The organism is Marinoscillum sp. (assembly GCF_965229915.1).
Classification (GTDB): domain Bacteria; phylum Bacteroidota; class Bacteroidia; order Cytophagales; family Cyclobacteriaceae; genus Marinoscillum.
The window spans coordinates 2,293,343-2,319,261 of the sequence record NZ_CBDDJZ010000001.1; the positions used below are offsets into that span (position 1 = coordinate 2,293,343).

Genomic DNA, 25,919 nt, shown 5'->3' on the forward strand with positions numbered 1-25,919 from the left:
TAACTATTCTGTCAATAAATGTAACTAATCGTTGATTTTAAAAAATTTAAACAGTGTGATGGCAAAAAAGTTTTTTATCCAATGTCATACAAGGTAGCAATTATCGGTAGTGGTATAGCTGGAATCGCTTCGGCTATTCGATTAGCTCGCAGGGGTCATCAGGTGGAAGTGTTTGAAGCAGCGTCACAGCCAGGAGGCAAGCTCAATGAAATTACTTTGGGCAAGTACCGATTTGATGCAGGTCCATCGCTTTTCACGCTTCCACAACTTGTCGACGAATTGTTCTCCCTTTGTGGAGAAAATCCACGCGAACACTTTCACTACTCCAAATTGCCGATCAATTGCCAATACTTCTTCTCTGATGGAACAGAGCTCACGGCTTTCGCTGATCATAAGCAACTAAAACAAGAAATTCATCAGAAGACCGGTGAGTCTCCAGAGGCAGTTGATCAAGCAATTGAAAACAGTCGGCAATTGTATGATACCCTGAGTGAGTTGTTCATGTTCAGTTCACTACAGGATATCCGGACCTTTTTTAATAAAACGGCTTTCAAAGCATACTTGCGAATTCCCCGGCTGGGTTTCTTCCAAACCATGGATGGAGCTAACAAAGCCTTGTTTAGGGACCCACGCATGGTCCAGCTCTTCAATCGCTATGCCACTTACAACGGATCTTCTCCGTACAAAACTCCTGCTACTATGAACATCATCCCTCACCTGGAGATGTCAATTGGTGCCTACTTCCCACAAGGTGGAATGTATGCGATTACAAAGGCTCTTGTTGCTTTGGCTGAAAGACAAGGTGTGGTGTTTCACTACAACACGCGAGTGGATAAGATTCTTATTGAGCGAAAGAGAATAGTCGGTATCAGAGTTGGAGATAATCGGCTCCCATATGATCGGGTAGTATCTAACATGGATATTGTCAACTCTTATAAGAAGCTGATGCCCCAAATAAAAGCACCTAGTTTTCTTTTGAAGCAACCTAAATCGAGTTCAGCGTTGATTTTCTATTGGGGCATCAAAAAGCAATTTAAACAGCTAGATGTCCACAATATTTTCTTCTCTGGAGACTACAAGGACGAGTTTGAACATCTATTCGAAAAGGGGACCATCTCGGATGATCCTACAGTCTATATTCATATCTCATCCAAATGCGAAGCGTCAGACGCTCCTACCTATGGTGAAAACTGGTTTACGATGATTAATGTGCCCAATAACCAGGGGCAGAATTGGGACCAGTTGATCACTGAAGCCCGGGTAAAAATCCTGAAGAAACTGTCCAGCCAACTCGGCACACCAATTGAAGACTTCATTGAATGTGAAGATTACCTGGACCCGAGACTAATTGAATCGAAGACAAGTTCCGCCCAAGGGGCACTTTATGGCAATAGCTCAAACAATCTATTCGCGGCATTTTTAAGACATGCCAACAAAAGCCGAAGGATCAAAGGACTGTATTTCTGTGGAGGCAGTGTTCATCCTGGCGGAGGAATCCCCATGAGTTTATCTTCAGCCAAAATCATGGCCGATTCTTTTAGTTAACAGCTTCTTTGGGTTGATTCGGGAACAAAGCAGAATAACTTTCATAAATGGCCTGAATGTTGGAAACATAGGTTACTGGCTCTATCCCTCTGCAATAGCCAAACTGCACTACTTCATCATTGAAGTATTTACTCGAAGATTTCTTAAGCAGAAAATCACTTACCTCGTTCCAGCTTTGAGGGTCTCCACCAAATTTATTAGTCAGTCGAATGGCATCCATCACATGCCCATGACCTACATTGTAAGCGGCTAATACAAACTTGGTTCGTTCCGAATCCTCTGGTATGTGTTTCTCAAAATAGTCCTGCAACCATTTGAGATGCATGGTCCCTGCATACAGGTTTTGTGCAGGGTTAGTTAAGTTTTTGACTCCATACTCTTCTGCAGTAGCCGGTAGCAATTGAAGTAACCCTATGGCACCTGCCCAGGATTCACTGGTAGGGTCAAACTTGGACTCCTTATATACCTGAGCAGCGAGTAATCGCCAATCCCACCCCAGAGTATCGGCATGTATTCTGAACAGGGAATCATATGGAGACAACTTACCGCCTCCCACGGAGAAGTATTCGCTTCTGGTTCTTTGCAGAGCACTTTTGCGGCTTTTGAAATACTTGTTGTAAATCGTATAGTAGTCCGGTTTTTTTCGCATTTCCAGAATCCACGCATTTAACGTGTCCAGAAGATCAGGAGCATTCTTGCGCACTCCCCATGCTATTTGTGTGGGAAAGCTGATAGCAGTTTCTACATCCAGGTTGGGGTGGTAAGTGGAGTTTACCAATGCAATGTCTTCTTCAGCTACTGTATAGTCTATCTCACCTTCTGCAACTTTTCTAATGATGGTTTCAGTCTCCACCTCTGGATCATCCTGAATGATCAGAATGTCTCCGCCTATTTCATTGGATAAGTTCTGCAGCCGATCCACATAGGAAGAGCTGTTTCTTACCACCACTTCCTTTCCAATGAGATCAACTGGATTCCTGATCAGTGCGTTTTCAATTTCGTGGAGTTTCATATCCCGCCAGTTTGCCGGCTTGCGCTGGACGAGAACCATTTCCACCAGATTGTGGTAGTGGGTAAATGCGATTCTCTTCTTACGTTCTTTGGTGACTGTCAGGTTATAGGCAAGAATATCACCCTCACCAGCGTTTAATTTCTCAAATCCCTCTTCTAAACCTGGAGTAATATTGATCCGCAACTCCACGCCCAAAGATTTAGCAAAAACCTGCAAAAGCTCGTATTCATAGCCCATCGTTTTGCCTCGGTAGATAAACAGACCAGTGGAGCTATTATCCATGATGGCTGTGATGTAACCTCTCTCTATGATATTGGCCAGGTCTAGTTCCACTATTTCTTCTGGCGGTTCTTCCTCAGGACTAGGGGACTTGCGACTACTACTTGTGGAGGTACAACTCTGCCATATCACAGCAGCCACTACCAATAACAATAAGGAGAGTCTTCTAAATCTCATGATTCATGGATCATCTTTGGAATCAGAAGATAATCAATAAGAAGGATTATTGAAATACAACTTGAGGGTCGAGCATTTTAATCGCCGCAGTTCTGATACCTTCAGCATCATAGCCACATTCGCTGTAAAGCTCATCTTGCTCACCATGCTCCACCACGCGATCCGGGATGCCCAATCTCACCACTTTAGATTGATATCCATGATCTGCCATGAACTCAAGTACAGCAGAACCAAACCCTCCAGGAAGACATCCATCCTCTACCGTAAGAACTCTGGAGTGTTTAGAGAAAACCTCATGAAGCAGTGCCTCGTCAAGTGGTTTTACGAAGCGCATATCATAATGTGCAGCACTTAAACCTTCCTGCTCAAGCTTTTCGCATGCTTGCACCGCGTAGTTGCCGATGTGACCAATTGATAAGATAGCCAGGTCATCACCATCATGTAGTTTTCTTCCTGATCCTACTTCCAGTTTTTCCAGTGGAGTTCGCCATTCGGTCATGACTCCTTTTCCTCTTGGATATCTGATGGTAAAAGGACCCTCTGTATGAAGGCTAGCAGTATACATCAAGTTTCTTAGCTCTTGTTCATTCATAGGAGCCGCTACCACCATATGCGGAATGCATCTCATGAAAGCCATATCATAGGCTCCGTGGTGTGTAGGGCCGTCTGCCCCAGCTACACCTGCTCTGTCCAGACAAAATACCACCGGCAGCTTCTGAATAGCCACATCGTGGATTACCTGGTCATAAGCACGCTGCATGAAAGAGCTATAGATGTTACAAAAAGCCACCATTCCCTGAGCTGCTAATCCAGCTGAAAAGGTAACGGCGTGCTGTTCGGCAATACCCACGTCAAATGCCCTATCAGGCATTTCTTTCATCATAATGTTCATGCTAGAACCCGATGGCATGGCTGGAGTGACACCCATGATGCGATCGTCTTCTTTGGCCATCTCCACGATTGTGTGGCCAAAAACCTCCTGGTACTTTGGAGGCTGAGGTTCTGTTGGAACTGATTTTCTTATCTCACCAGTGATCTTGTCGAACTTGCCTGGAGCATGCCATTTGGTTTGATCTAGCTCAGCTTGTTTGTACCCCTTTCCTTTGACCGTCACACAATGCAAAATCTTCGGCCCTGGGATGTCTTTCAGATCCTTCAAAACGTGAACCAGATGGTTTACATCATGACCATCTACCGGCCCAAAATACCTCAAGTTGAGTGACTCGAACAAGTTGCTTTGTTTGAGCAAAAAGGATTTGATACTATTCTCTACCTTACCTACTATTTCCTGAGCGTTTGGCCCGAATTTGGAGATTTTTCCTAGAACTTTCCAGACGTCATCCCGCAACCTGTTATAGGTATGTGAGGTGGTAATATCTGTTAAATAGTCCTTTAGCGCGCCCACGTTCGGGTCGATGGACATGCAGTTGTCATTGAGGATGATCAGCAGGTTCTTATTGCTGTCTCCGGCATGGTTCATGGCTTCAAAAGCCATCCCTCCGGTCATTGCTCCATCTCCAATCACAGCAATGTGCTGACGTTGCATTTCTCCTTTGTGAGCAGAACCATAAGCCATACCCAATGCTGCAGAGATAGATGTAGACGAGTGACCAACACCAAAAGCGTCATAAGGACTTTCTGTTCTTTTGGGAAAACCAGACAACCCACCATACAATCTATTGGTATGGAATTGTTTTTTTCTTCCAGTCAATATTTTATGACCATAGGCCTGATGACCCACATCCCATATCAACTGATCGTCTGGCGTATTGAATACATAATGTAGAGCTACAGTCAGCTCCACCACCCCAAGGCTGGCGCCAAAATGCCCACCATAGATCGATACATGATCGATGATGTATTCACGCAATTCCGCACTAACCTGAGCCAGCTGTGATTCGTTGAGCTTTTTCAGATCCTCAGGGCTATCTATCTGAGCCAGTAGTTTACCTTGGTTGATTTCCATACGCCAAATTATTGGGATGTTTGAAGAACGAATCTACCATCTAAATGTTTAATCCATTGCATCATTCACCTTGAAGTATTCTGCAAAACTACATGTTTTTACAGATTACTTTTAAGACTTTGTAGTAGCTTTGAAGTTACTGTGAGTGAATCAAATACATCCAACACCTACGAGATCAAGCTTCCCTTGTTTGAAGGGCCTTTTGACCTACTCTTGTTCTTTATAGAAAGGGACGAGTTGGATATATATGACATTCCTATAGCCAAGGTGACTGCTGATTTTTTGGACTATGTTCATCAGCTAGAAACCATGAATGTAGAAGTGGCTAGTGAGTTCATACTGGTAGCTGCCACGCTGATGCGAATCAAGGCTAAAATGCTACTCCCACGTCCAGTACTAGATGAAGAAGGTAATGAAATAGATCCACGTGAGGAGCTGGTCAAACACCTGCTTGAATACAAACGCTACAAATCAGTAATCGCTGAGCTGAACAAACTGGAGTCGGATAGACTAGACAGGGAAAGCCGTGGCAACCTGATGAAGGAAATCAAGAAGCTATCTTCCACGGTAGATGTGGAGGCGGAACTTCAGGATCTGGATCTGTACAAACTGATGAAAGTGTTTCAGAAGGTGCTCAAACGCTATGAGTACGAACAGTCCAGGCCTACTCATCAGGTAGTGCAGTATCCATACACTATTGGAGGACAGAAAGAATATGTTCTTGATCAGCTTAGAAAGAGCCGTAATCAACGAATTTCATTCAGCAAGATGGTGGAGGAAAAGCCGGAGAAAATTCTAGTGATTTACAATTTTCTGGCTATTCTGGAATTGCTCCAACTAAACCTCATCACCCTACACATAGGTGAGGGCTTCAATAACTTTTGGGTGGAGAAACTAGATACAGAAAAAGTCTCGGAGTAAGAACCCACGAGACTTTCCTAATACTTTTCCTGGTCTTATCTCTTAGAATCTCTCTGTTTGAGAGAAGAAGAAAGAACCTTCGATTGCTGCGTTTTCGTCAGAGTCAGAGCCATGGATAGCGTTTGCTTCAATTGACTTGGCAAATAGTTTTCTAATGGTTCCCTCTGCTGCTTCAGCTGGATTGGTCGCACCAATTAGTTTTCTAAAATCTTCTACTGCATTGTCTTTTTCAAGAATCATCGCAATGATGGCCCCTGAAGACATGTACTTCACCAAATCCCCGTAAAATGGACGCTCTTTGTGAACTGCATAGAACGCACCTGCATTCTCTTCAGTAAGCTTGGTCAGCTTCGCTGCATTAATTTTAAACCCTGCTTCTTCGATCATTTTGATGATCGCTCCGCTATTACCCGCAGCAAAAGCATCCGGTTTAATCATTGTGAAGGTCTTATTTCCTGCCATTTAGATTGTTATTTATTTGAGTTCCTAAAATCGGCTGCAAAAATAAGTATTATATCCTTGCTCACCACCAATTCTGCTATTTTGTATTTACTTGATTTATTGTGAGTTTTGCGATTCACTAATAGCCACGGTGAGGCCAGATTAGTCAATGAAGGAATTAAACGCTTTAAAAGCATTACTCGATTCTCCCCAGAAAATTGTGATTACAACCCATGCCAATCCTGATGCTGATGCATTGGGCTCTTCGTTGGGTTTGTATCATTTCCTGAAGGGACGTGGACATTCTGTGGAAGTGATTACTCCTACTGACTATCCGCAGTTCCTGCATTGGATGAGCGGTAATGAGGACGTGATAATCTATGATGATTCCAAAGCTGAAAGAATAGGCACACTGGTAAAAAATGCCGATCTCATATGTTGCCTGGACTTCAATGGGATGAAACGGATCAAAAGCCTGGGTCCTCTAGTGGAAGCGTCTGACGCAAAAAAACTCCTCGTAGATCATCACTTAAATCCTGAGGAATTTGCTGATTTTGCTCTCTGGGATAACAAAGCAGCTGCAACAGCCGAATTGATCTATGACTTGATCTTGCTGCTAGATGGCAAAAAAGAGATCACCGTTGGTATGGCTGAAGCTTTGTATGCTGGGATCATGACGGATACAGGATCTTTCAAGCACAACTCCACTTCCGCTAAGATTCATCGGACTGTAGCTGAACTGATGGATATTGGAGTAGATATTAATAAGGTGAGTCGACTGATTTATGATACCAACTCTCTGAACAGGCTGCGCTTTATTGGTTACGCCCTAATGGAAAAGCTAACGGTGGATGCGGAAAACAAAGTAGCCTATTTTGTGATCAATGCAGACGAGCACGAACGCTTTCACTTGAAATCTGGTGATACAGAAGGATTGGTAAACTATGCCCTTTCCATTCAGGGAATCATGGTGGCCGCAATAATCATGGAGAGAGATGGAGAAGTGAAAATGTCTTTTCGCTCTGTTGGCGATCATGCCGTGAACGATTTTGCTTCCGAATACTTTAATGGTGGTGGGCATAAAAATGCAGCGGGGGGAATATCTGACCTGCCGCTAGATGAAACAATAGAAAAATTCAAATCGCTGATACCAAACTTTCAGCAACAATCTTAAACAAAGAAATAATGAAAAACATCTGGATGGTAATCCTGGGATTGGCAGCTTTTGCATGTCAGGAAAACAATGATTTCATAACAGAATCAGGAGTAGAAGTAGCATGTGTAGTAAAAGGAGATGGTGAGGTTTTTGCTAAAGACTCCGTGCTTTTACTTCGATTAAAAGTGACCACCGCTGATGATCAGATCTTAATAGAAAGTGGGAAAGACCCTATGCCGTTACTCTATGATCCAGAGCGACCTGCCGGTGATATTCAGGAGGTATTGACAAACATGGAAGTGGGAGATAGCGTGGTGTTCGAAACTTCAGTGGAAAACCTGTATTCAGAAACCTATCAGACACCAATTCCTGATACGCTTAATGCAGCTGACAAAGTAAAAGTAATGATGAAAGCTACGGATATGATGTCCAGACAGGCTTTCCAGGCATACTCCATGGAGCAACAGCAAAAAGCAATGGCCTCTCAACTTACTGAAGATGTGGAAGCCATCGATGCATACCTGGCCGAGCAAGGTATTGATGCTCAAACTACAGAGTCAGGTCTTCGTTATGTAATTACGGACGAAGGAAACGGAACTTTTGCCCAGAGTGGTGACAGTATATATGTGAATTATGCAGGCAAAATATTGGAAGGAGCGTACTTCGATACCAGTATAGAAGAAGTTGCCAGAGAACAAGGCATCTACAACGAACAGAGGGCAATCCAAATTGGGTACAATCCATTTGGCTTTACTGTTGGCAGAGGCCAGGTCATCAAAGGATGGGATGAAGGACTTCTACTAATACCAGAAGGCGGTAAAGGAACGTTATACATCCCAAGTCCATTAGGTTATGGAGCCAGAGGTAGTGGGCCAGTCATAGGACCATACAGTATTCTGGAGTTTGATGTAGAAGTAATAAAAGTAAGTCCACAAGGGACAAGTGTAGACTAATGATGAAAAAAGTATTCGATCGAAAATTACTACTAATCCTGATTGTGTGTGTGGTAGTAGTGGCGTGCGGTGATGATGGTATAGTTGAGGTACCGACTCAAAATGACCGAATCGAAGAGGATCTGGTGAAAATAGAGGAGTACATTCAGGAAAAAGGTTATCAGAATGTAGACACCACTAAATCCAGAGTTCGGTATGTCATTTTAGATGAGGGAGATGGTGAGTTGATCGAATACAATGATATCGTTACACTTCACTTTGCCGGCAGGTATCTGGATGACTTATTGTTTTATACATCCATTGATACAGTGGACCTTAACAATGATTCTTACGACTCTACTAAAAACTACAATCCGGTAGTCTTTACACATTCAGCAAGTGGATGGGCAATGGGGCAGGCGACAACAGTGAGTGGATTTGTAGATGGAACTACCAGGTCACTGGATAAACTTCGAGTCAATGGTCATGCCCGGATTTTTATTCCAACGCTGCTATCCACTGGCAACCTGAATGGTCGTTCGATCCCAACCAATGAGCCCGTGGTATATGACATCTATCCGGTAAAAGTGAGAAAGTAATGACCATATACTTCGCCACTCACAATCAAAACAAAGTAAAAGAAATTGCGAAGCTCCTGCCAGATGGTATGGAGCTTCGCAGTTTAGATGAACTCAACCTCACTGAAGAAATCCCTGAAACAGCCGATACCATAGAGGGCAATTCTTTGATGAAAACCCAGTATGTCTACAACAAACATGGTGTGGCTTGCTTTGGTGATGATACCGGACTGGAAGTAGAGGTATTAGATGGTGCACCAGGTGTGTATTCTGCCAGATATGCCGGACCCCAAAAAAACAGTCAGGACAATATGGATCTGCTGTTGTCCAAACTTGAAGGTAAGGCATCTCGTAAGGCTCGCTTCAAGACGGTGATCACCTACATTAGCGAAACTGGTGCGACCCATCAATTTACAGGAATAGCCAATGGCATCATCACCGAAACTCAAAGTGGACAAGAGGGGTTTGGTTATGACCCGATATTCCAACCCGATGGATTCGACACTACCTTTGCTGAAATGAGTGCAGAGGCAAAGAATCGTATTTCTCACAGAGCTAAGGCATTTGAGCAGTTAGTCAACTATTTGAAACAACAATGAACAAACCTATAACTGTAGGCATCACAGGCGGTAGTGGATCCGGCAAAACCTTGTTTCTGAAACAGCTGATGGAGGCATTTGATGCCAGCCAGGTGAGTTTACTGTCCCTTGACAATTATTACAAACCACGACACGAGCAGCCTATAGACGAAAAAGGTATCGAGAACTTTGACATGCCAGAGTCACTGGATAGAGAGCGGTTCTCGGCAGATTTGAAAAAGCTCAAGTCTGGTGAGGATATTACCATACAGGAATACACGTTCAACAACGAGAATAAGACTCCTGAAATCATCCATATTAAATCCACACCAATCATTGTTGTGGAGGGTATCTTCACCTTTTACTATGAGGAGATCAATAACCTTTTGGATTTCAAGATTTTTATCGAAGCACCGGACTACCTGATGCTTACACGTAGGATCACCCGAGATGCAGAAGAGCGTGGATACGACCTCAGTGATGTACTCTACCGCTTTCAACATCACGTCACACCATCTTTTAAAAAGTACATAGAGCCATTAAAATACGATTCTGACATCATCATCCCCAATCACAATGGATTTGACAGGGCACTCGATGTGGTCATCACCTACCTGAGAAATCAGCTTCAAGAATAATTTCCTCATTCGTTCAGGTAATTAATTGTATTTCAGTAGTTTTGTCGCGCTTTGAAAACAAGCAGAAACAAAATATCGACTCTTACTTTCATCATGGCTACAATGATGGGCTTACTGGTGGGGATCACTTCCATCACGGTAAGTTCCACACCATTGCCAATAGCTAACGCTCAGGAGCAAGCTGAAAAAGGCGATGAGAACGAAGAGGCCGATGTGGCGTTAAAAGCCTTCGATGCGATCACCTCCAGTATACAGGTGAGTCTGGAACATTCGTTTACCTTAATTGACGTCCTCCCTGACGTGGAAGAGGTGAAGGAAGAATTTTCAGTAATCAAAGAAGGACTTCCTGCTAGTGACAAGGTGCTGAAGATACTATTTCGGCGGATCATATCCCCGAATGCTCCTTAGTATCCCCACATTTCTCCAACTATTTACACAATACCATTTATTTAAACCCAACCTTCAGTGATTACTGATCTCTGAAGCCAAATTCATTTTAGAAAACTTACTAGAATCATGAAAAACAAAGGATTTGTAGTTCTATTGACTATAGTCATTTCCTTGCTTTGTATCTACTATCTGTCGTTCACTTTTGTGGCACAGTCTATACAAAAGGAAGCTACAGCAGCTACCAAGGATAGTGATGGAAGCATCGATTATGCTGAAAAACAAAGATATCTGGACTCTGTATGGAACGAACCAGTATACAACCTCCTGGGCATGGAATATACCTACCAGGATGTGAAAGAAACCGAGCTAAACCTTGGGCTTGACCTTCAAGGTGGTATGCACGTGACCTTGGAAGTATCTCCAGTAGATATCCTCAAAGGATTGAGCGGCAACAATCAGGATCCCGATTTCCAGGCAGCACTTGCAGAAGCAAAAGCAAATATCAGAGGAACCCAGATTAGCTACGTGGATGAGTTTTATCGCTTATTTCAGCAAAAAGCACCAGATAAGTCTTTAGCGTATATCTTTTCTAATGCGACCAACAGAGGACGTATCAGTCTAAACTCATCGGATGACGAAGTATTGGATATCATCCGTACAGAAGTGGAAAGTGCCATAGACCGATCATTCAATATCCTCCGAACACGTATTGACCGATTTGGCACTTCTCAACCAAACATCCAGCGCCTGCAAGGAACTGGTCGGATTCAAATCGAACTACCAGGTGTGGACAATCCTGAAAGAGTCAGAAAACTCCTTCAAGGCGTAGCTAAACTAGAATTTTGGGAAGTATTTGAAATCAATGAGATCTCGCCTACCCTTCAGGCTATCAACGATCTGTTGGTAAAAGAGCAAAAGGCTAATCTGGATGTTGACGGTTTAACAGATGGTGAAACAAACCAGTCGGCCGATGACGACTTATCCAGCTTGCTTACCGAAGATGACAATGCATCTGATAGCACAGTCACTGATAGTCTCACGGCTGAAGAAGATTCTACAGACAGTCAACTAGACTCTGCGTTTAACTCTCAGGTTTCGCCATTGTTCTCATTGATTAAGAGTCAGTATGGTCTGGTCTACGATGTAAAAGATACCTCTTCCATCAACAGAATATTTGAGCGAGAAGACGTGCAGTCACTGATTCCTTCTAACATGAAGTTTTTGTGGTCTGTGAAGCCGATCAAAAACGAAGCAGTAAATGCGCCTGAGCTATTGGAGCTTCATGCCATCAAAACAACCCGAACTGGTAAAGCACCTCTTACGGGTGAAGTAATCACTGATGCACGCCAAGACCTGGACCAAAGATCTCGCCCGGCCATCAGCATGCAGATGAACGCTGCTGGTGCAAAAAGCTGGAGAAGACTTACTGGTAACAACGTGGGCAGGAGAATTGCCATCGTTCTGGACAACTATGTGTACTCTGCACCTAATGTGGAAGGTGAGATTCCTAATGGTAGCTCGTCCATCACTGGAAACTTTACCATGGAAGAAGCAAAAGACCTTGCCAACATCTTGAAGGCTGGTGCACTACCTGCTCCTACTACGATCGTAGAAGATGTGGTAATCGGACCGACGCTTGGAAAAGCTGCTCAGCAACAAGGTATTATATCTATTGTAGCTGGTTTGGCTATTGTGATCATCTTCATGGTCATCTACTACGCGAAAGGTGGCTTGATTGCCAACGTGGCTTTGTTCTTCAACATCTTCTTCATCCTGGGAATTCTGGCACAGCTAAGTGCATCACTGACATTACCAGGTATTGCAGGTATTGTATTGACCATCGGTATGTCCATTGATGCGAACGTTCTGATCTTCGAACGTATCAAGGAAGAACTCAGAAATGGATCTGGATTAAAAGCAGCAATTGGAAGCGGATATGCTAAAGCATACAGCTCCATTATAGATGCGAACGTTACTACCTTTATCACAGGTCTTTTCCTTTACACACTCGGTCAGGGACCAGTTAAAGGGTTTGCAATTACGCTGATGATTGGTATTGCCTGTTCATTCTTTAGTGCGGTATTTATCACTCGAGTGATCACTGAGGCCTTCTCTAAGAAAGGGGACAAAGCGAAGATCTCTTTTGCTAATGCATTCTCAAGAAATGCATTGACTGGATTGAGCATCGACTTCATCAGCAAGCGAAAAATGGCGTATATCTTCAGTGGTATTTTTATCACCATAGGTATTGTAGCCATGTTTATCAAAGGCTTGACTCTAGGAGTAGACTTCAAAGGTGGTAGATCTTTTGTGGTGTCTTTGAATGAGCCAGTAACACCAACAGAACTGAAAGCGGCGGTATCGCCTTATTTTGATAACGAAGGTACTGAGGTGAAGACTTATGGTGCCAACAATGTACTTAAAATCACTACTTCTTACCTGATAGGTGATGAAACAGATGAAGCTGATTCAAAAGTTAAGGAAGCTTTGATCGAGGGAGTTTCTTCTATGGGGCTTACCTATTCGGATATAACTACTGCACCAGAATCAGGAGAGTTCATTATCAGTAGTTCTTCGAAAGTTGGAGCCACCATAGCTGATGACATCAAAAACTCTTCTTACGAGTCTGCGCTATTTGCGCTGATCAGTATTTTCATCTACATACTTATCCGATTCCGCAAGTGGCAGTTTGGTCTAGGTGCGATCATCGCACTCTTCCACGATACATTGTTCGTTCTTTCAGCTTTCGCTATTGCCGGATTACTCGGTATTTCATTCGAAGTGGACCAGGTATTCGTTGCGGCGATTTTGACCATCATTGGTTACTCTATCAACGATACGGTGGTTGTATTTGATAGAATTCGTGAAAACCTGGGTATCAAAACAGGCACAGAGAAGAAGAAAGTATTCAATGAATCACTCAACAGCACCATAAGTAGAACCTTGATCACGTCTATTACTACCTTGATTGTAGTACTCGTGTTGTTCATTTTTGGTGGTGCGGCATTGAAAGGATTCTCATTCGCACTACTTGTTGGTATCCTCATTGGTACTTACTCTTCCATCTTCATTGCTACTCCAGTAGTGATTGATCTGGATGGCAGCAAAAAGGAGTAATTGATTTTCAGAATGAAAAAAGAAAAAAGCCCGGGCGAAAATTCATCCGGGCTTTTTTTGTTAGTAGAATTCAACATAATCAGATAATTGTTAAATTTAGGGAAACTCATCTCCAACTAATGAAGTCAAGGTTTCCAGTAAAACCCTTTTTGTATTTAGCATTCACCGTTGCATTTTTTGCTTCCCTCGTAGTTTTAGATCGTGTTTTTGGCTTTCATTATGAACCGATAGACCATGACCTGGCGAAGGAAGTAAATGAAGAACCTGAATTGGTAGACGATCTGGCATACGGCCATCAGGAGGCAGATACCATGCAGTCGACGGGTCACACCTCAATAGTCAGTGAAACGGCTTCCTCTGAAGAAACTACACAAGAGGAAACTAAGAAGCCTGCCAACAAAGAAGCTAAACTAGCAACCACCGAAAGCACTTCAACCAAAAGCTATTTTGAGAAACTACTTGCGACTTATCGTGAAGAAGTGGTAGCCAAACTGGATAAAAATAAAGCTCGACAAGATATTGTCATCCGATACTATCACCATGCACCTGATGGCAACAGTGCCTACACATTAGCCAAGCTGGGTTACTACATTCATGAGAGGGAGGTAGCTGCGGAATACCTGGACTATCAGTCCAATGCTATTTTTTATGGCGACAGTGTCGATTTGAAAGATCTTCAGATCGTATCCTACGTTCTGATCAACAATGGTTTACCAATCAAAGAAATTACTCCTTCAAAATTCCATGATTCGTGGAAGGCTCATGCGATCGAAATTGGGACTGACACCACCATGCTCAACCAACCTAGCATCACACTCGATCAGGTAAGAGCACTTTCTCTTTAAGTGTTAAAAAACCTTAATTCCTGCTTATTGAGCTAATTTCTTTTCACCTTTAAGGTTGTGAAATCACTATTACTATTCACGTTTATAACGATCTCTTCTACCCTTTTCGGGCAAACTAATGAACCGATCAAAGGTCAATTAGTAGACTCTCTATCAGGAGAGCCGGTGCAGTTTGCACATGTTAGTAATCTAAGCACTGAGCAGATGACGATTACTGATGTGGCAGGATTTTTTAAAATCCCAGCGACCATCGGTGACACCCTCGTGTTCTCCATAGTAGGATACCAAAAGGTAGGTTGGGAAGTGAAGGGCGACTGGTTGACGAAAGAACTCACCTTGAAATTACCCAAGGACACCCAGCTCCTCGATGAAATCACCATCTCCAGCTTGCCTTCTGAAGAAGTATTCAAACAGCGCATCATCAATTACGTGCCTGAGGATACAGGCTTTTGGTATCATGGAGTGCCAGAGCCTCAGCCGTATGACAACTCTCCGCTCACGGAAAAACAAGTGAATAATCCCCTATATGCCATCACTCAGCCCACAAACTTTCTCTATGAGAAATTCAGCAAGCAGGCCAAGGAAAAGAGAAAATACCATCAAATCACTCAGCGCGAGTCCATTACCAACCGTGTCAATCATAAGTTCACCAGAGATTGGGTGCAGAACGTTACAGGACTGGAAGGAGACAAACTGACGAGTTTTATTTACTTCTGTGATTATTCTCTCGATTACCTGGATCGTACACCTCTGTATCTCATACAGGAAGATATGCTCGCCAAATTGGAAAAATTTCAAAATCAAAGCCCAGGATAAGCTGGAATTGGCGAATTTGAGAATATTGATCACTATAATATTTATTATTCTCAATAATCCGATTTAACTTGGAGGCGATGAGAAAAGTGTTTTCCATATTTTTTCTATGTTTATTCCTCCTCTATCAGGTGGGATATTTAGGCTATTATTGGTATAGCTCAGAAAAAATCAATGAAAAATGGATGGCACATGTGGAGATCACTCCTGATATGAAACACGTGTCTATTCCCATCTCTTTGCCTTACTGGACCGCTCAGTCTGAGTACCGGGTTACCAATGGTAAAATAGTCATTAACGGCTCAGTTTACCGAAAAGTAATGCAGAAGTACGATCAGGAGGCTATTCACCTTATTGTCGCAAAAGATACCGATACTGAAAAACTCAATCATTCCATTGCAGATTGGGTTCGGGCTATGTCCGACGGTGAAGCTAATAGCGAAGGAGGTTCTGACCTGATCAAATCAGCCGTGAAAGATTACGTTCCTGTAGCTGCCAGCTCCTGGTCCTCCGAACAAGTCGCTCTTACGCTTGACAAAACCTTTGGGGTACAACCAACTGTTGCTGTGAGATCTCATTGCTCGGAAGTAACCACACCACCTCCACAGGCCTAAGCTCCCCGTTTAGGCTATACTCATTTTTTTATTATCCAGATCATGCGCAACTACTCATAAGTAGCACTGCCTGTGTGTCTGAACTTTTTTTAATCTATCTACTTATGAAACTATTTTACTTAAAAGCACTAGGTGCGGTATGCACTATTGTATTATCTACTACTCTGTCCACAGGACAAGGATGTGTAGCTATTCGGTCTGGCTGTGGAGCCAATGTAAATGGCGGAGGACTCCTCCAAAAAAACCAATGGCAGGCCGGTACCAATTTCCGTTACTTCCATTCTTACAAGCACTTTCGTGGCAAGCATGAAGAAACCTACCGTGTAGAGGAAGGGTCTGAAGTTATCAATGACTCATTTTTTCTCGACTTTCTAATTTCCTATGGAATTAGTGATCGTTGGTCCGCTAACCTCACCCTTCCTTTTGTTTATCACAACCGCTCCTCGATGTATGAGCACGGTGGCAATCCCGATCCGGATGACCCAAACACTCCTGAGAACGAGTTCTGGCCCGGAGATCGACATACTACTTCCAGCAGAGGTCTCGCCGACATCCGGCTGGGCGTGAGCTACTGGTTATTCGAAACCACTTCATCTAGTAACTTATCTGTGGGCTTAGGTGTGAAACTGCCAAGTGGTGACTATCGAGCACAGGACAACTTTTACAATCAGGGAGATGCCAATGATCAGACCATCCACTCTGGAGTAGACCAGTCCATTCAGCCTGGAGATGGTGGGCTGGGTGCCACACTAGAACTGCAAGGATTCCATCCCATCACAGATAATATCCTACTCAGTGGTAATTTCTACTACCTGGTTAACCCACGTGAATACTACACGCTGGAAACCAGAGGTAGGACAAGAGATTTTTCAGTACCCGATCAATATGCTGCAAGACTGGGAGCACTGGCAATGTTGCCAATACATGGACTGTATTTTTATGGAGGCGGTAGGTTAGAGGGGATCCCGTCCAGTGACCTCATTGGAGGAGACGAAGGATTCCGCAGACCTGGGTATGCCATTTCGCTAGAGCCAGGACTGTCCTATAACATCCGCAACACCTCCTTCAATCTCACAGTGCCAGTGGCCATCGAACGTAACCGCGTAAAGAGCTACTCAGACAAACAATCGGGAAGACATGGAGATGCTGCGTTTGCAGATTACCTGATCAACTTTGGATTGATCTTCAAATTTGGTGGTCAAAAGGGAGGCCAATTAGAGAATGTCGGTGACCCAATCAATTTGAACTAAGACTTACTATTACTATAACAATTGTTTCTAAACTTAAACCCTGAGGCCAATAGCCTCAGGGTTTTTCTTTGACCATAAAAAACCCTGACAAAACAAGTTTGCCAGGGTGGGTTTATATCTTTCCAACTAGGGTATTAGCTTCCGCAGCCCACACACTCAATCTGCTGGTTCATTGGTTTGGTACCACTAAGCTGCATCTTGAGGTTGTGAATCTTATCTCGAAGGTCCATGTCCTGAAACATGTCACCCGTCAATTGACCTTCCAGTGATTTGATTTCGACTTCTAGTTGTTCTTTTGTCATGATGAAGAGAGTTTATAGGGTTTAACGATCACTCAAGTTATTGGATTAGTTTCAAAAATGTATAGCCTATTAAGGCAAATTATTCAAAAGGATGTGGATTTCGTCATCAAACTGACAATCCACTTCCAGCAATTTTCTTTTGACCGTACGAGCATAAATAAGCTGCATGGTCACCTTAGCCAGGACTGTCAGACTAGCTCTTTGATCCATACTGAGCCTTCTAGGCTCGCCATCTATTACACAAACCGCTCCAATTGGCAATCCCTTATCGGTCACTATGGGCATACCAGCATAGAATCTCATTTTGGGATCTTCCTGAACTAATGGATTGTTTTTAAAACGCTCATCTTCCAATGCATTGGTCACTTCCATCAGCTCATCAGGATGGATGATCGCATGTGAGCAAAAACTATTGTCTCTGGAGGTTTCCAACAGACTGAGTCCATACCTCGACTTGGTCCATTGTCGGTCATGTTCGATGATGGTGATTAGTGAAATCGGGGTATCACAAATGTTAGCCGCTAACCGGGTTATGTCATCAAATATGGGTTCCTTAGAATTGTCAAGCCCAAATTGCAACAAAGCAGATAGCCTTTCACTTTCGCTGTACATGGTCTGTCTAATTTCAAAATACGTTGATAATTGATGGTTGGTCAATAAATGTACTAAATACGTTTGCCCATATCAAAAAGTTCATTTGAGCATAATAATTGCCTTTTGCAAAGCCACATTGTTAGGATAGGTCACCTTCTGGCCGTGCTCATTCTTAATCACAATCGAAAACATATTCAGATCAAAAACAATTCCTTCGATAGAGTTGTCACCATCCACTATACGAATGCGGTCACCAATGCGGTATGGAAAGTAAAAAAACAATATGATGGCTGAAGTCACATTGCTCAGAATAGACCAGGACGCAAATAAACCCACACCTGCCACTGTGAAGAAGGATAAGAAATACACAGATAACCCTTCAAATGAGATATCCCAGGTAATGCCCAACAGCAGTAGAATAAACACTAGCAGCACGAATCGGAAATACTTGATGGTATAGACCACACGCGGCAAGGCAATTTCATTTTTTCTCCCAAATCTTCGTATGATACGATCAGTCAACTTGGTTACTATTATGTAAACCACCACAAAGAGGAGCGTCAATGACAGCTGAATGGTCAAACTATCCGCCGATTTCAAGTATTCTATGAGATACATCCAATATTATTTTCCACAAAAATAGCGGGAGTGCGGACTCAATAGAAAACATCCAAACAAGATATCGCACAATAAAAGTAAGTTGACTCGTTATTCTTTCAAACAACCTTTATTCCAACTAATATTTTGCCTTATGGAACCCAAGAAAAATATACGATACGATTTAGAACGAAAATCACCACTATTCTACTCCATCGGTCTGGTAGTAGCGTTGATCTGCGTGACTGCTGCATTCGAGTGGAAGGCCGCATACGAACCCATTGAACTTCCTACAATAAAGGAGGAGTTTCCTGAAAGTTATATCGTGCCACTTACGGCTATCAGGGATCCAGAGCCACCCAAACCTGAAGCGATCAAGCCTATCGAAAAACCTAGTCTACAACCACCCATCTTTGTAGATGAAGCACCAGACAGCAAACCGCAGCCCAAAAGTGAGATCCCAGACATACCGTTTGATGATGTAATGGCTCCACCTCCTCCGGCACCCGATCCCGACCCAGGAGTCTTCATCGTGGTAGAGTCCATGCCAAAATTTCCGGGAGGTGACAAAGCCTTCTATCAGTTCATTTCAGATCACCTCAAATATCCAAAAGAGGCCCGCAGGCATGGTGTGGAAGGTCGAGTTATTCTGCAGTTTATCATTGACGAAACGGGTAAAGCAACAGACATCAAAGTACTTAAAGGCATAGGATTCGGATGTGATCAAGAAGCCATCCGAGTATTAGAAAAACTCCCTCTCTATGAACCAGGAAAACAACGAGGCAGGGCCGTGAAGGTGAAGCAAACACTCCCGATTGTTTTCAAATTACCTTACTAATTGCAGAACAGGTTGAGCCGCTATACCGCAAGGTTAGCGGCTTCTTTTTTCACTCTTCTGGCATAACAAAGGTTACATCTATCAGTGAGCTAGGTCATAGCATAAACCATTGACGTCTAGTAGTTTAACCTACAAATAAAATGACGTCATGAATTCATCTAAATTTTTCAATGAACAGCTGAATGCCATAGTCTTTTTAAGATTTTTGATTGGATGGCATTTCTTGTACGAGGGAGCGTTGAAGCTTTTCAACCCCACGTGGACCGCTCGAGGTTTTCTGCTGAGTTCGCAAGGACCATTTGAAAACCTATTTACCTGGATGGCAAGTGAAAATGTGCTGCCAGTAATCGATTTTCTAAATATGGTGGGACTTACCGCCATCGGCCTTGCTTTGATTGTAGGGTATTGGGAAAAACCTGCCGCACTACTGGGAGTAATCATCCTTACACTGTATTACCTATCACATCCTCCTTTTACTACCTTGACACAAGTAGGTACAGAAGGCAACTACTGGATCGTGAATAAAAACCTGATCGAGGCTGTGGCTCTTGTAGTCATCTACCGTATACCCACCGCCAACTATTTTGGGTTACAAATGCTCCTGAAGAAGTCGAAATCACCCAATAAAAACCTACAGAGTCATGGCTGAAGAATCTAACAACAAATGGTCTCGCCGATCCATACTGAAGGGATTGGCAGGTGTACCGTTCGCAGGAGGTGTGCTAATTGCCGCTGCTTCCGAAGGACTGGGTAGCCAGAAAGAACGCAATCAAATCCTGAAAAGTCTGAACATCAGCGCTGAACGACCACCAGCTACTGGCCCGATGAGTGGGGATCCTGTAAGGGTAGGAATCATTGGTTATGGTGGTAGAGGCAGTCATCTGTGTCGCGTGTTGGGATTTGCAGACAATGAGTGGCTAGCAGAGATGAAAGCACAGTCCGACAAAAACCCCAAAGACACTCGCCTGAAGGACTTCATGGATCAAGAGGATCTAAATGTGAAGTTAACTGCCATCTGTGATGTTTTTGATGTGCAAGCTGAGCTGGCTCTGAACTCTTTCAATTCTAATGATAACAAGATCACCAGGTATCGCACACACCAGGAACTGATAGATAGTGGAACAGTGGATGCTGTGGTGATCGCCACGCCGGATCATTGGCATGCTCCTATCTCCATCTATGCGCTTAATGCTGGGATCCATGTCTACGTAGAAAAACCGATGACACATAATGTGCAGGAAACCTACGACCTCCGTAAGGTGGCCATGAAATCCACCGCCGTTTTCGCCGTAGGGCACCAACACCGACAAACACAAAGCTTCCTGACCGCACAGAGTGTGATCAAGGAAAACGTACTCGGTCATGTGTCCCTGGTCCAGGCTAATACTAACCGCAATGATGACAATGGAGCCTGGCAGTATCACATCCATGAATTAGCCAGTCCTAAGACAATTGACTGGGAGCAATTCCTGGGCAACGCACCTTACCAGCCTTTCAACAAGGAGCATTTTTTCCGCTGGCGCAAGTGGTGGGCATATGGTAGCGGCCTATCAGGTGATCTAATGACACACGACTATGATCGCATCAACTGCGTGTTGAATATGGGAATACCTGCTAACGTCACTGCAAGTGGAGGGATATATACGCACAGAGATGGCAGGAATGTGCCAGATGTCATGCATATCAACATGGAGTTTCCTGAATTTAGTACGGGCAGTAGCCAAGTAAAAGGCAAAGAAAAGGGGATGACATTGGTCTACAGTGCCACACTTGGCAACCAGTTTAATAGAGGAACTCTGCTCATGGGACATGATGGCACCATGGAACTTGGCAACCGCATTACCATCCATGCAGATCCCCAGTCCACTCGCTATAAAGAGATGCTGGAATCCCGCCAGATGGACACCAACACCCCTATCTACCAATATGACTCGGCGGCTGAAGGTGTAGATGGCATAACCTCCGCCACTTCCAAATACTTTGCTGACAAAGGTCTCTTATGGACTTACAGAGATGGCAAAAGAGTAGACAGCACCTATCTGCATTTAAGGGAATGGCTCAGCTGCATTCGCAATGGTGGTGCTCCGAGCTGTGGCATTCAAGAGGGTTTTGAAGAAGCCATCACTGCACACATGGGTGGGTTATCCTACAAACTTGGCCGACGCATTGAGTGGGATCAGTCTTCTCAAAAAATTGTGCCTATTGACGGCATTAACTTTGATGAAGTACTGTTGCAAAACACTGAATTGTACCAGACCGCTTAACTCTGATTGGTGGTCAACTTACTGACCACCAATCTCTTTCGAATACACTAATACCGTAGGAATTGATTAAATTGTATATAACCTAACGTCTATATGCCATGAAAATCATTCACCTACTTATTATCCTTTTTGTCGTTTTATTGCTCGATGCCTGTAACGCTAACCGGCCCGAACCTCCTGACAACTGGGTGCAACGGGTCAACAACAAGTCCATCAACAAAATCACGCTTGCTGGAGGAATTCCCATCAACTGCGCATATACTTCTGGAAGACATGTCTTGTGTGGAGCGGAGCGAGACAGCATTCCTGAAAGCTGCCATGCCTACGTCACCTATTTAGACGGCACTCCCAGAGAAATGTGGAGCATGTCCTGCTCTTTCCGAAATGACACCTTGATTTTTGATGATGGAGAGTTTAGCTATTTCTACGGTACTAAAACCAAACCATAAAAAAAACCGGGACCTACATCCCGGTTTTTAGATCAACTCCAACCTGATTATTCTACTCGTACCTCATCGAGGTTGATAAATTCTATTTGCTTGTCGTCTGACAGAGTAACGCCTATTACAGCATCTTTAGAGATTTTTCCCGAAAGAATATCCTTAGACAGCTCATTGAGAATCTGACGTTGCAGTACACGCTTCAACGGACGTGCCCCGAACTGTGGATCAAAACCTATTGAACCCAAATAATCCAATACCTTGTCGTCTGCCTCGATTTTGATCCCATTTTCTTCCAGACGTCTCTGGATGACTTTGAACTGGATTCCCACAATTTTTCTCAAATCCGTTTTGCTCAAAGGTCTAAACATAATGGTTTCGTCTACTCTGTTGAGAAACTCCGGACGTACCGATTTCTTCAAGAGTTCAAAAACCTCTTTTCGGGTTTCTTCCACTAATTCATCGGCATTATCATCATTGAGTGCTTCAAAACGCTCTTGGATTAGACCAGAACCTATGTTGGTGGTCATGATGATGATTGTATTCTTAAAATTGGCCACACGTCCTTTATTATCGGTCAACCGACCGTCATCCAGCACCTGCAACAGAATGTTAAACACGTCCGGATGAGCCTTTTCGATTTCATCGAGCAATACCACGCTGTATGGTTTACGCCGTACAGCTTCGGTCAGCTGACCACCTTCATCATATCCTACATATCCGGGAGGCGCTCCTATTAGTCTGCTGACAGCATGACGCTCCTGGTACTCAGACATATCTATGCGCACCATGGCATTGTCATCGTTGAATAGATATTCAGCAAGTGCCTTAGCCAGTTCCGTTTTTCCTACTCCTGTTGTACCCAAAAAGATGAAAGACCCAATTGGACGATTAGGATCATGAAGGCCAGCTCTGCTTCTGCGTACTGCATCAGCAACTGCTGCAATCGCCTCTGACTGACCGGCCACTCTTTTACCTAGTTCCTGTTCCAAACTTAGCAGTTTGTCACGCTCACTTTGGAGCATTTTCGAAACCGGTATACCTGTCCACTTAGCTACTACTTCAGCTATATCTTCACTGTCTACCTCCTCTTTCAGCAAGGAAGCCTCACCTTGCATCTCTTCAAGCTGCTTTTTGAAACTCTCGAGTCTCTTCTCTGCCTCAGTGATCTTGCCATATCTGATCTCAGCCACCAATCCAAAGTCTCCTGAGCGTTCTGCTTGCTCTGCCTCATGCTTGAAGTTCTCAATGTTCTCCTTCTCCTGACGGATTCCCTGAATCACCGATTTCTCATTTTCCCACTTGGCTTTCAATTCATTGCGCTTACCAGTGAGATCCGCAATTTCTTTGCTCAGCTCGCTTTCTTTTTGCTTGTCCTTTTCTCTGCGAATGGCTTCACGCTCTATTTCCAGCTGCATAATCTTACGGTTGAGTTCATCCAGTTCTTCTGGTAGTGAATCGATCTCAATTCGCAATTTGGAAGCAGCCTCATCCATCAGGTCTATGGCCTTATCTGGCAGAAACCTGTCAGAGATGTATCGGTTTGACAACTCAACCGCAGCAATAACGGCATCATCCCTTACCCGCACACCGTGGTGCACTTCATACTTATCTTTGATCCCTCGGAGAATAGATATGGCATCTACAACGGACGGCTCATCTATGATTACTCCCTGAAACCGTCGTTCCAAAGCCTTGTCTTTCTCTATATACTTCTGATATTCCTTCAGTGTAGTGGCTCCAATGGCGTGCAACTCCCCTCTAGCCAGGGCAGGTTTGAGCAAGTTGGCAGCATCCATTGCTCCCTCACCACCTCCTCCTGCTCCAATTAAGGTGTGAATCTCATCTATAAATAAAATGATTTCACCATCACTGTCGGTCACTTCCTTGATGACCGCTTTGAGTCTCTCCTCAAACTCACCTTTGTATTTTGCACCAGCCACCAAGAGACCCATATCTAGAGAAATGAGTGTTTTGGTTTTCAGATTCTCGGGTACATCACCATCTACAATACGCTGTGCCAGCCCCTCTACAATAGCTGTTTTTCCTACTCCAGGTTCTCCAAGCAAGATCGGGTTGTTTTTGGTGCGTCGCGCCAAAATTTGCAGCACCCTGCGGATCTCCTCGTCCCGCCCTATGACCGGGTCAATCTTTCCTTTTTTCGCCAGTTCATTTAGATTCTTGGAGTATCGCTCCAGGCTTCTGTACTTAGACTCTGCATTAGGATCAGTTACTTTATCCCCACCGCGTAGTTCTTTGATCGACTGGATCAGACCCTTCTCTTCAAAACCAGCATCTTTCAAGATCTGAGCAGCCTTGTCCTTTCCCGCCAACAGACCTAAAATGATGTGCTCAACGGCAACATATTCATCTCCAAAATCCTTTAGGTACTTCTCTGCTTTTTGTAATGCTTGATGCGCATTAGAAGAAAGGTAAGGTTGTCCGCCGGAAACCTTGGGATAAGTGGCAATAAGTTCATCCAACTTGTTTGTAAGCAGCTCTTTAGAGGCTCCCAGTTTTTTCAAGAGGAAGGAGATCAGGTTTTGGTCAGACTGAAGTATTGCCTGCATCAAATGACCAGTTTCTATAACCTGCTGCTCTTTACTGCTGGCAATTTCTGTAGCCTTTTGTAAAGCTTCCTGAGATTTGATTGTATAGTTATTAAAATTCATTGTCGTCTTCTGATTTTCCCTTCATTCAAGGGTGTTCAAACGACAAGCCAATCTATTTATTCAGTCATTATGTCTGTATTTCAGGGGAATGCAGGGATCATTGCGTCAATTTGTCTTACTCTACACGCATGATGAAGGCCACTTTATACAATTGAGCGGCGGTTCGGCAGGCCTCATTATTGATGTAATAGTCTGGGTTGGGTATTGAGGAGCAACCAGATAATTCGTAGGCATCACATCTTATAGCAATTCTGAAGTTTAATTCAGTTATTACTGAAATATCGTTTATAAAATGATCACAACTATCCATGGCTACATTATCGATGGTATAGGTTTCACCAACTCTATCTCTCAGTGGCCCACATAAATCCTCAGGCTCTCCTGGCGCCGGCTCTGGAGGAAAGCCTCCAGGAGGTTCAACAATCGTGATTGTTCCTGAATAAAGAAATTCGTGAGGAGAGCATTCTGTGCCACTTTCCTGATAGTTATAGGTTGCCGTATCGGTAACTATTACCCGGGTATCCAAATCCCCTGCTGATGACCCACCTATTACAAACCTATCTGTCAGATCAGGTGTGCCATTGCCGCCATCGCAGAGTTTGAAGTTATCAGGTAAGTCAGCAATCTGTCCACTCCACATGATTATTCCTCCTACGGGGATGGTACCAAAACTATTTTCCTCCACCAGTCGCTTCCAGGTGACGTTGACCGAATCGTAATAAAAAAAAGCTTGAAAATTCTTGTCATAAACCAAAAGTCCACCGGACACAGCAGTCATGGACGACCTATCGGAGGTGCTAACCCTGGGAACTAAAAGACCTTTTGATTCAGAACTGACATCCAGAACGGCATCAGGACTAACTTGTACAGTTCCGATCCCAACTCCATCTTGAGCTAAAAGAGAACAGGGTACTGCAAAAATGAATACTATTAGTAATAGCTGAATTAGGTTTCTCATTA

25 protein-coding genes are annotated in these 25,919 nt (G+C 43.7%); 17 read left to right on the plus strand and 8 right to left on the minus strand.

All coding sequences use genetic code 11. The features are described 5' to 3' along the window. Positions 1-81: 81 nt before the first annotated feature. Complete coding sequence (gene crtD / locus ACO067_RS09885) at positions 82-1,545, plus strand: 1-hydroxycarotenoid 3,4-desaturase CrtD (protein WP_421873570.1); 1,464 nt, start codon at positions 82-84, stop codon at positions 1,543-1,545. Here the strand turns inward: crtD and ACO067_RS09890 are convergent. After that, on the minus strand, positions 1,538-3,013 hold the full coding sequence (locus ACO067_RS09890) for a transglycosylase SLT domain-containing protein (RefSeq protein WP_421873572.1): 1,476 nt from the start codon (positions 3,011-3,013) through the stop codon (positions 1,538-1,540). The genes crtD and ACO067_RS09890 overlap by 8 nt on opposite strands. Before the next feature lie 46 nt (positions 3,014-3,059). Next, complete coding sequence (gene dxs / locus ACO067_RS09895) at positions 3,060-4,979, minus strand: 1-deoxy-D-xylulose-5-phosphate synthase (protein WP_421873574.1); 1,920 nt, start codon at positions 4,977-4,979, stop codon at positions 3,060-3,062. A gap of 141 nt (positions 4,980-5,120) precedes the next feature. Here dxs and ACO067_RS09900 point away from each other — a divergent pair, with 141 nt between their 5' ends. Further along, positions 5,121-5,900 carry a segregation and condensation protein A gene (locus ACO067_RS09900; protein WP_421873576.1) on the plus strand — a complete coding sequence of 260 codons (780 nt, stop codon included), beginning with the start codon at positions 5,121-5,123 and terminating at the stop codon, positions 5,898-5,900. Between the two features lie 42 nt (positions 5,901-5,942). On the opposite strand, the gene ACO067_RS09905 is transcribed toward ACO067_RS09900, so the two are convergent. Next, positions 5,943-6,362, minus strand: a complete 420-nt coding sequence (locus ACO067_RS09905; RefSeq protein WP_421873578.1) for a nucleoside-diphosphate kinase — start codon at positions 6,360-6,362, stop codon at positions 5,943-5,945. A 148-nt stretch (positions 6,363-6,510) separates the two neighbouring features. Here ACO067_RS09905 and ACO067_RS09910 point away from each other — a divergent pair, with 148 nt between their 5' ends. The 11 genes from ACO067_RS09910 (at position 6,511) to ACO067_RS09960 (ending at position 17,252) form a co-directional block, all read left to right on the plus strand. Then, entirely contained in the window at positions 6,511-7,515 is a 1,005-nt protein-coding gene (locus ACO067_RS09910; RefSeq protein WP_421873581.1) for a DHH family phosphoesterase, read from the plus strand. 11 nt (positions 7,516-7,526) lie between these two features. Next, positions 7,527-8,450, plus strand: coding sequence for an FKBP-type peptidyl-prolyl cis-trans isomerase (locus ACO067_RS09915; RefSeq protein ID WP_421873584.1), 924 nt, complete (start codon positions 7,527-7,529; stop codon positions 8,448-8,450). Beyond that, positions 8,450-9,028 (plus strand): FKBP-type peptidyl-prolyl cis-trans isomerase, encoded by a 579-nt coding sequence (locus tag ACO067_RS09920; protein WP_421873586.1) that lies wholly within the window; start codon positions 8,450-8,452, stop codon positions 9,026-9,028. Before ACO067_RS09915 ends, ACO067_RS09920 begins: the two co-directional genes overlap by 1 nt. Further along, entirely contained in the window at positions 9,028-9,606 is a 579-nt protein-coding gene (locus ACO067_RS09925) for a non-canonical purine NTP diphosphatase (RefSeq protein WP_421873588.1), read from the plus strand. Before ACO067_RS09920 ends, ACO067_RS09925 begins: the two co-directional genes overlap by 1 nt. After that, positions 9,603-10,223: a uridine kinase gene (udk, locus tag ACO067_RS09930; RefSeq protein WP_421873590.1), complete on the plus strand. Its 621-nt coding sequence runs from the start codon at positions 9,603-9,605 to the stop codon at positions 10,221-10,223. The genes ACO067_RS09925 and udk overlap by 4 nt, the downstream gene beginning before the upstream one ends. A 93-nt stretch (positions 10,224-10,316) precedes the next feature. After that, on the plus strand, positions 10,317-10,631 hold the full coding sequence (locus ACO067_RS09935; RefSeq protein WP_421873592.1) for a hypothetical protein: 315 nt from the start codon (positions 10,317-10,319) through the stop codon (positions 10,629-10,631). A 108-nt stretch (positions 10,632-10,739) separates the two neighbouring features. Continuing rightward, a complete protein-coding gene (gene secDF / locus ACO067_RS09940) occupies positions 10,740-13,730 on the plus strand; it encodes a protein translocase subunit SecDF (protein WP_421873594.1) in 2,991 nt (996 codons plus the stop codon). A 119-nt stretch (positions 13,731-13,849) separates the two neighbouring features. Continuing rightward, positions 13,850-14,575, plus strand: a complete 726-nt coding sequence (locus tag ACO067_RS09945; protein ID WP_421873596.1) for a hypothetical protein — start codon at positions 13,850-13,852, stop codon at positions 14,573-14,575. Positions 14,576-14,632: 57 nt separating this feature from the next. Beyond that, positions 14,633-15,391, plus strand: a complete 759-nt coding sequence (locus tag ACO067_RS09950) for a carboxypeptidase-like regulatory domain-containing protein (RefSeq protein WP_421873598.1) — start codon at positions 14,633-14,635, stop codon at positions 15,389-15,391. 77 nt (positions 15,392-15,468) lie between these two features. Then, on the plus strand, positions 15,469-16,002 hold the full coding sequence (locus ACO067_RS09955; RefSeq protein WP_421873600.1) for a hypothetical protein: 534 nt from the start codon (positions 15,469-15,471) through the stop codon (positions 16,000-16,002). 104 nt (positions 16,003-16,106) lie between these two features. After that, positions 16,107-17,252 (plus strand): transporter, encoded by a 1,146-nt coding sequence (locus ACO067_RS09960; RefSeq protein WP_421873602.1) that lies wholly within the window; start codon positions 16,107-16,109, stop codon positions 17,250-17,252. A 134-nt stretch (positions 17,253-17,386) separates the two neighbouring features. Here the strand turns inward: ACO067_RS09960 and ACO067_RS09965 are convergent, their stop codons facing one another. The 3 genes from ACO067_RS09965 to ACO067_RS09975 form a co-directional block, all read right to left on the minus strand. Continuing rightward, complete coding sequence (locus tag ACO067_RS09965) at positions 17,387-17,554, minus strand: hypothetical protein (protein ID WP_421873604.1); 168 nt, start codon at positions 17,552-17,554, stop codon at positions 17,387-17,389. Positions 17,555-17,623: 69 nt separating this feature from the next. Next, positions 17,624-18,166, minus strand: a complete 543-nt coding sequence (locus tag ACO067_RS09970; RefSeq protein WP_421873606.1) for a GAF domain-containing protein — start codon at positions 18,164-18,166, stop codon at positions 17,624-17,626. Between the two features lie 81 nt (positions 18,167-18,247). Next, positions 18,248-18,766: a mechanosensitive ion channel domain-containing protein gene (locus ACO067_RS09975; RefSeq protein ID WP_421873608.1), complete on the minus strand. Its 519-nt coding sequence runs from the start codon at positions 18,764-18,766 to the stop codon at positions 18,248-18,250. Between the two features lie 133 nt (positions 18,767-18,899). Here ACO067_RS09975 and ACO067_RS09980 point away from each other — a divergent pair, with 133 nt between their 5' ends. The 4 genes from ACO067_RS09980 (at position 18,900) to ACO067_RS09995 (ending at position 22,296) form a co-directional block, all read left to right on the plus strand. Beyond that, positions 18,900-19,583, plus strand: a complete 684-nt coding sequence (locus ACO067_RS09980; RefSeq protein WP_421873610.1) for a TonB family protein — start codon at positions 18,900-18,902, stop codon at positions 19,581-19,583. A gap of 148 nt (positions 19,584-19,731) precedes the next feature. Then, entirely contained in the window at positions 19,732-20,232 is a 501-nt protein-coding gene (locus tag ACO067_RS09985) for a DoxX family membrane protein (protein WP_421873612.1), read from the plus strand. Continuing rightward, positions 20,225-21,847, plus strand: coding sequence for a Gfo/Idh/MocA family protein (locus ACO067_RS09990; protein WP_421873614.1), 1,623 nt, complete (start codon positions 20,225-20,227; stop codon positions 21,845-21,847). The genes ACO067_RS09985 and ACO067_RS09990 overlap by 8 nt, the downstream gene beginning before the upstream one ends. 98 nt (positions 21,848-21,945) lie before the next feature. Next, on the plus strand, positions 21,946-22,296 hold the full coding sequence (locus ACO067_RS09995; RefSeq protein WP_421873616.1) for a hypothetical protein: 351 nt from the start codon (positions 21,946-21,948) through the stop codon (positions 22,294-22,296). Positions 22,297-22,343: 47 nt separating this feature from the next. Here ACO067_RS09995 and clpB read toward each other — a convergent pair whose 3' ends face one another. Together clpB and ACO067_RS10005 are read right to left on the minus strand one after the other, a co-directional pair. Continuing rightward, entirely contained in the window at positions 22,344-24,959 is a 2,616-nt protein-coding gene (gene clpB, locus ACO067_RS10000) for an ATP-dependent chaperone ClpB (protein ID WP_421873617.1), read from the minus strand. A gap of 115 nt (positions 24,960-25,074) precedes the next feature. Further along, complete coding sequence (locus ACO067_RS10005) at positions 25,075-25,917, minus strand: hypothetical protein (RefSeq protein WP_421873619.1); 843 nt, start codon at positions 25,915-25,917, stop codon at positions 25,075-25,077. Positions 25,918-25,919: the final 2 nt, after the last annotated feature.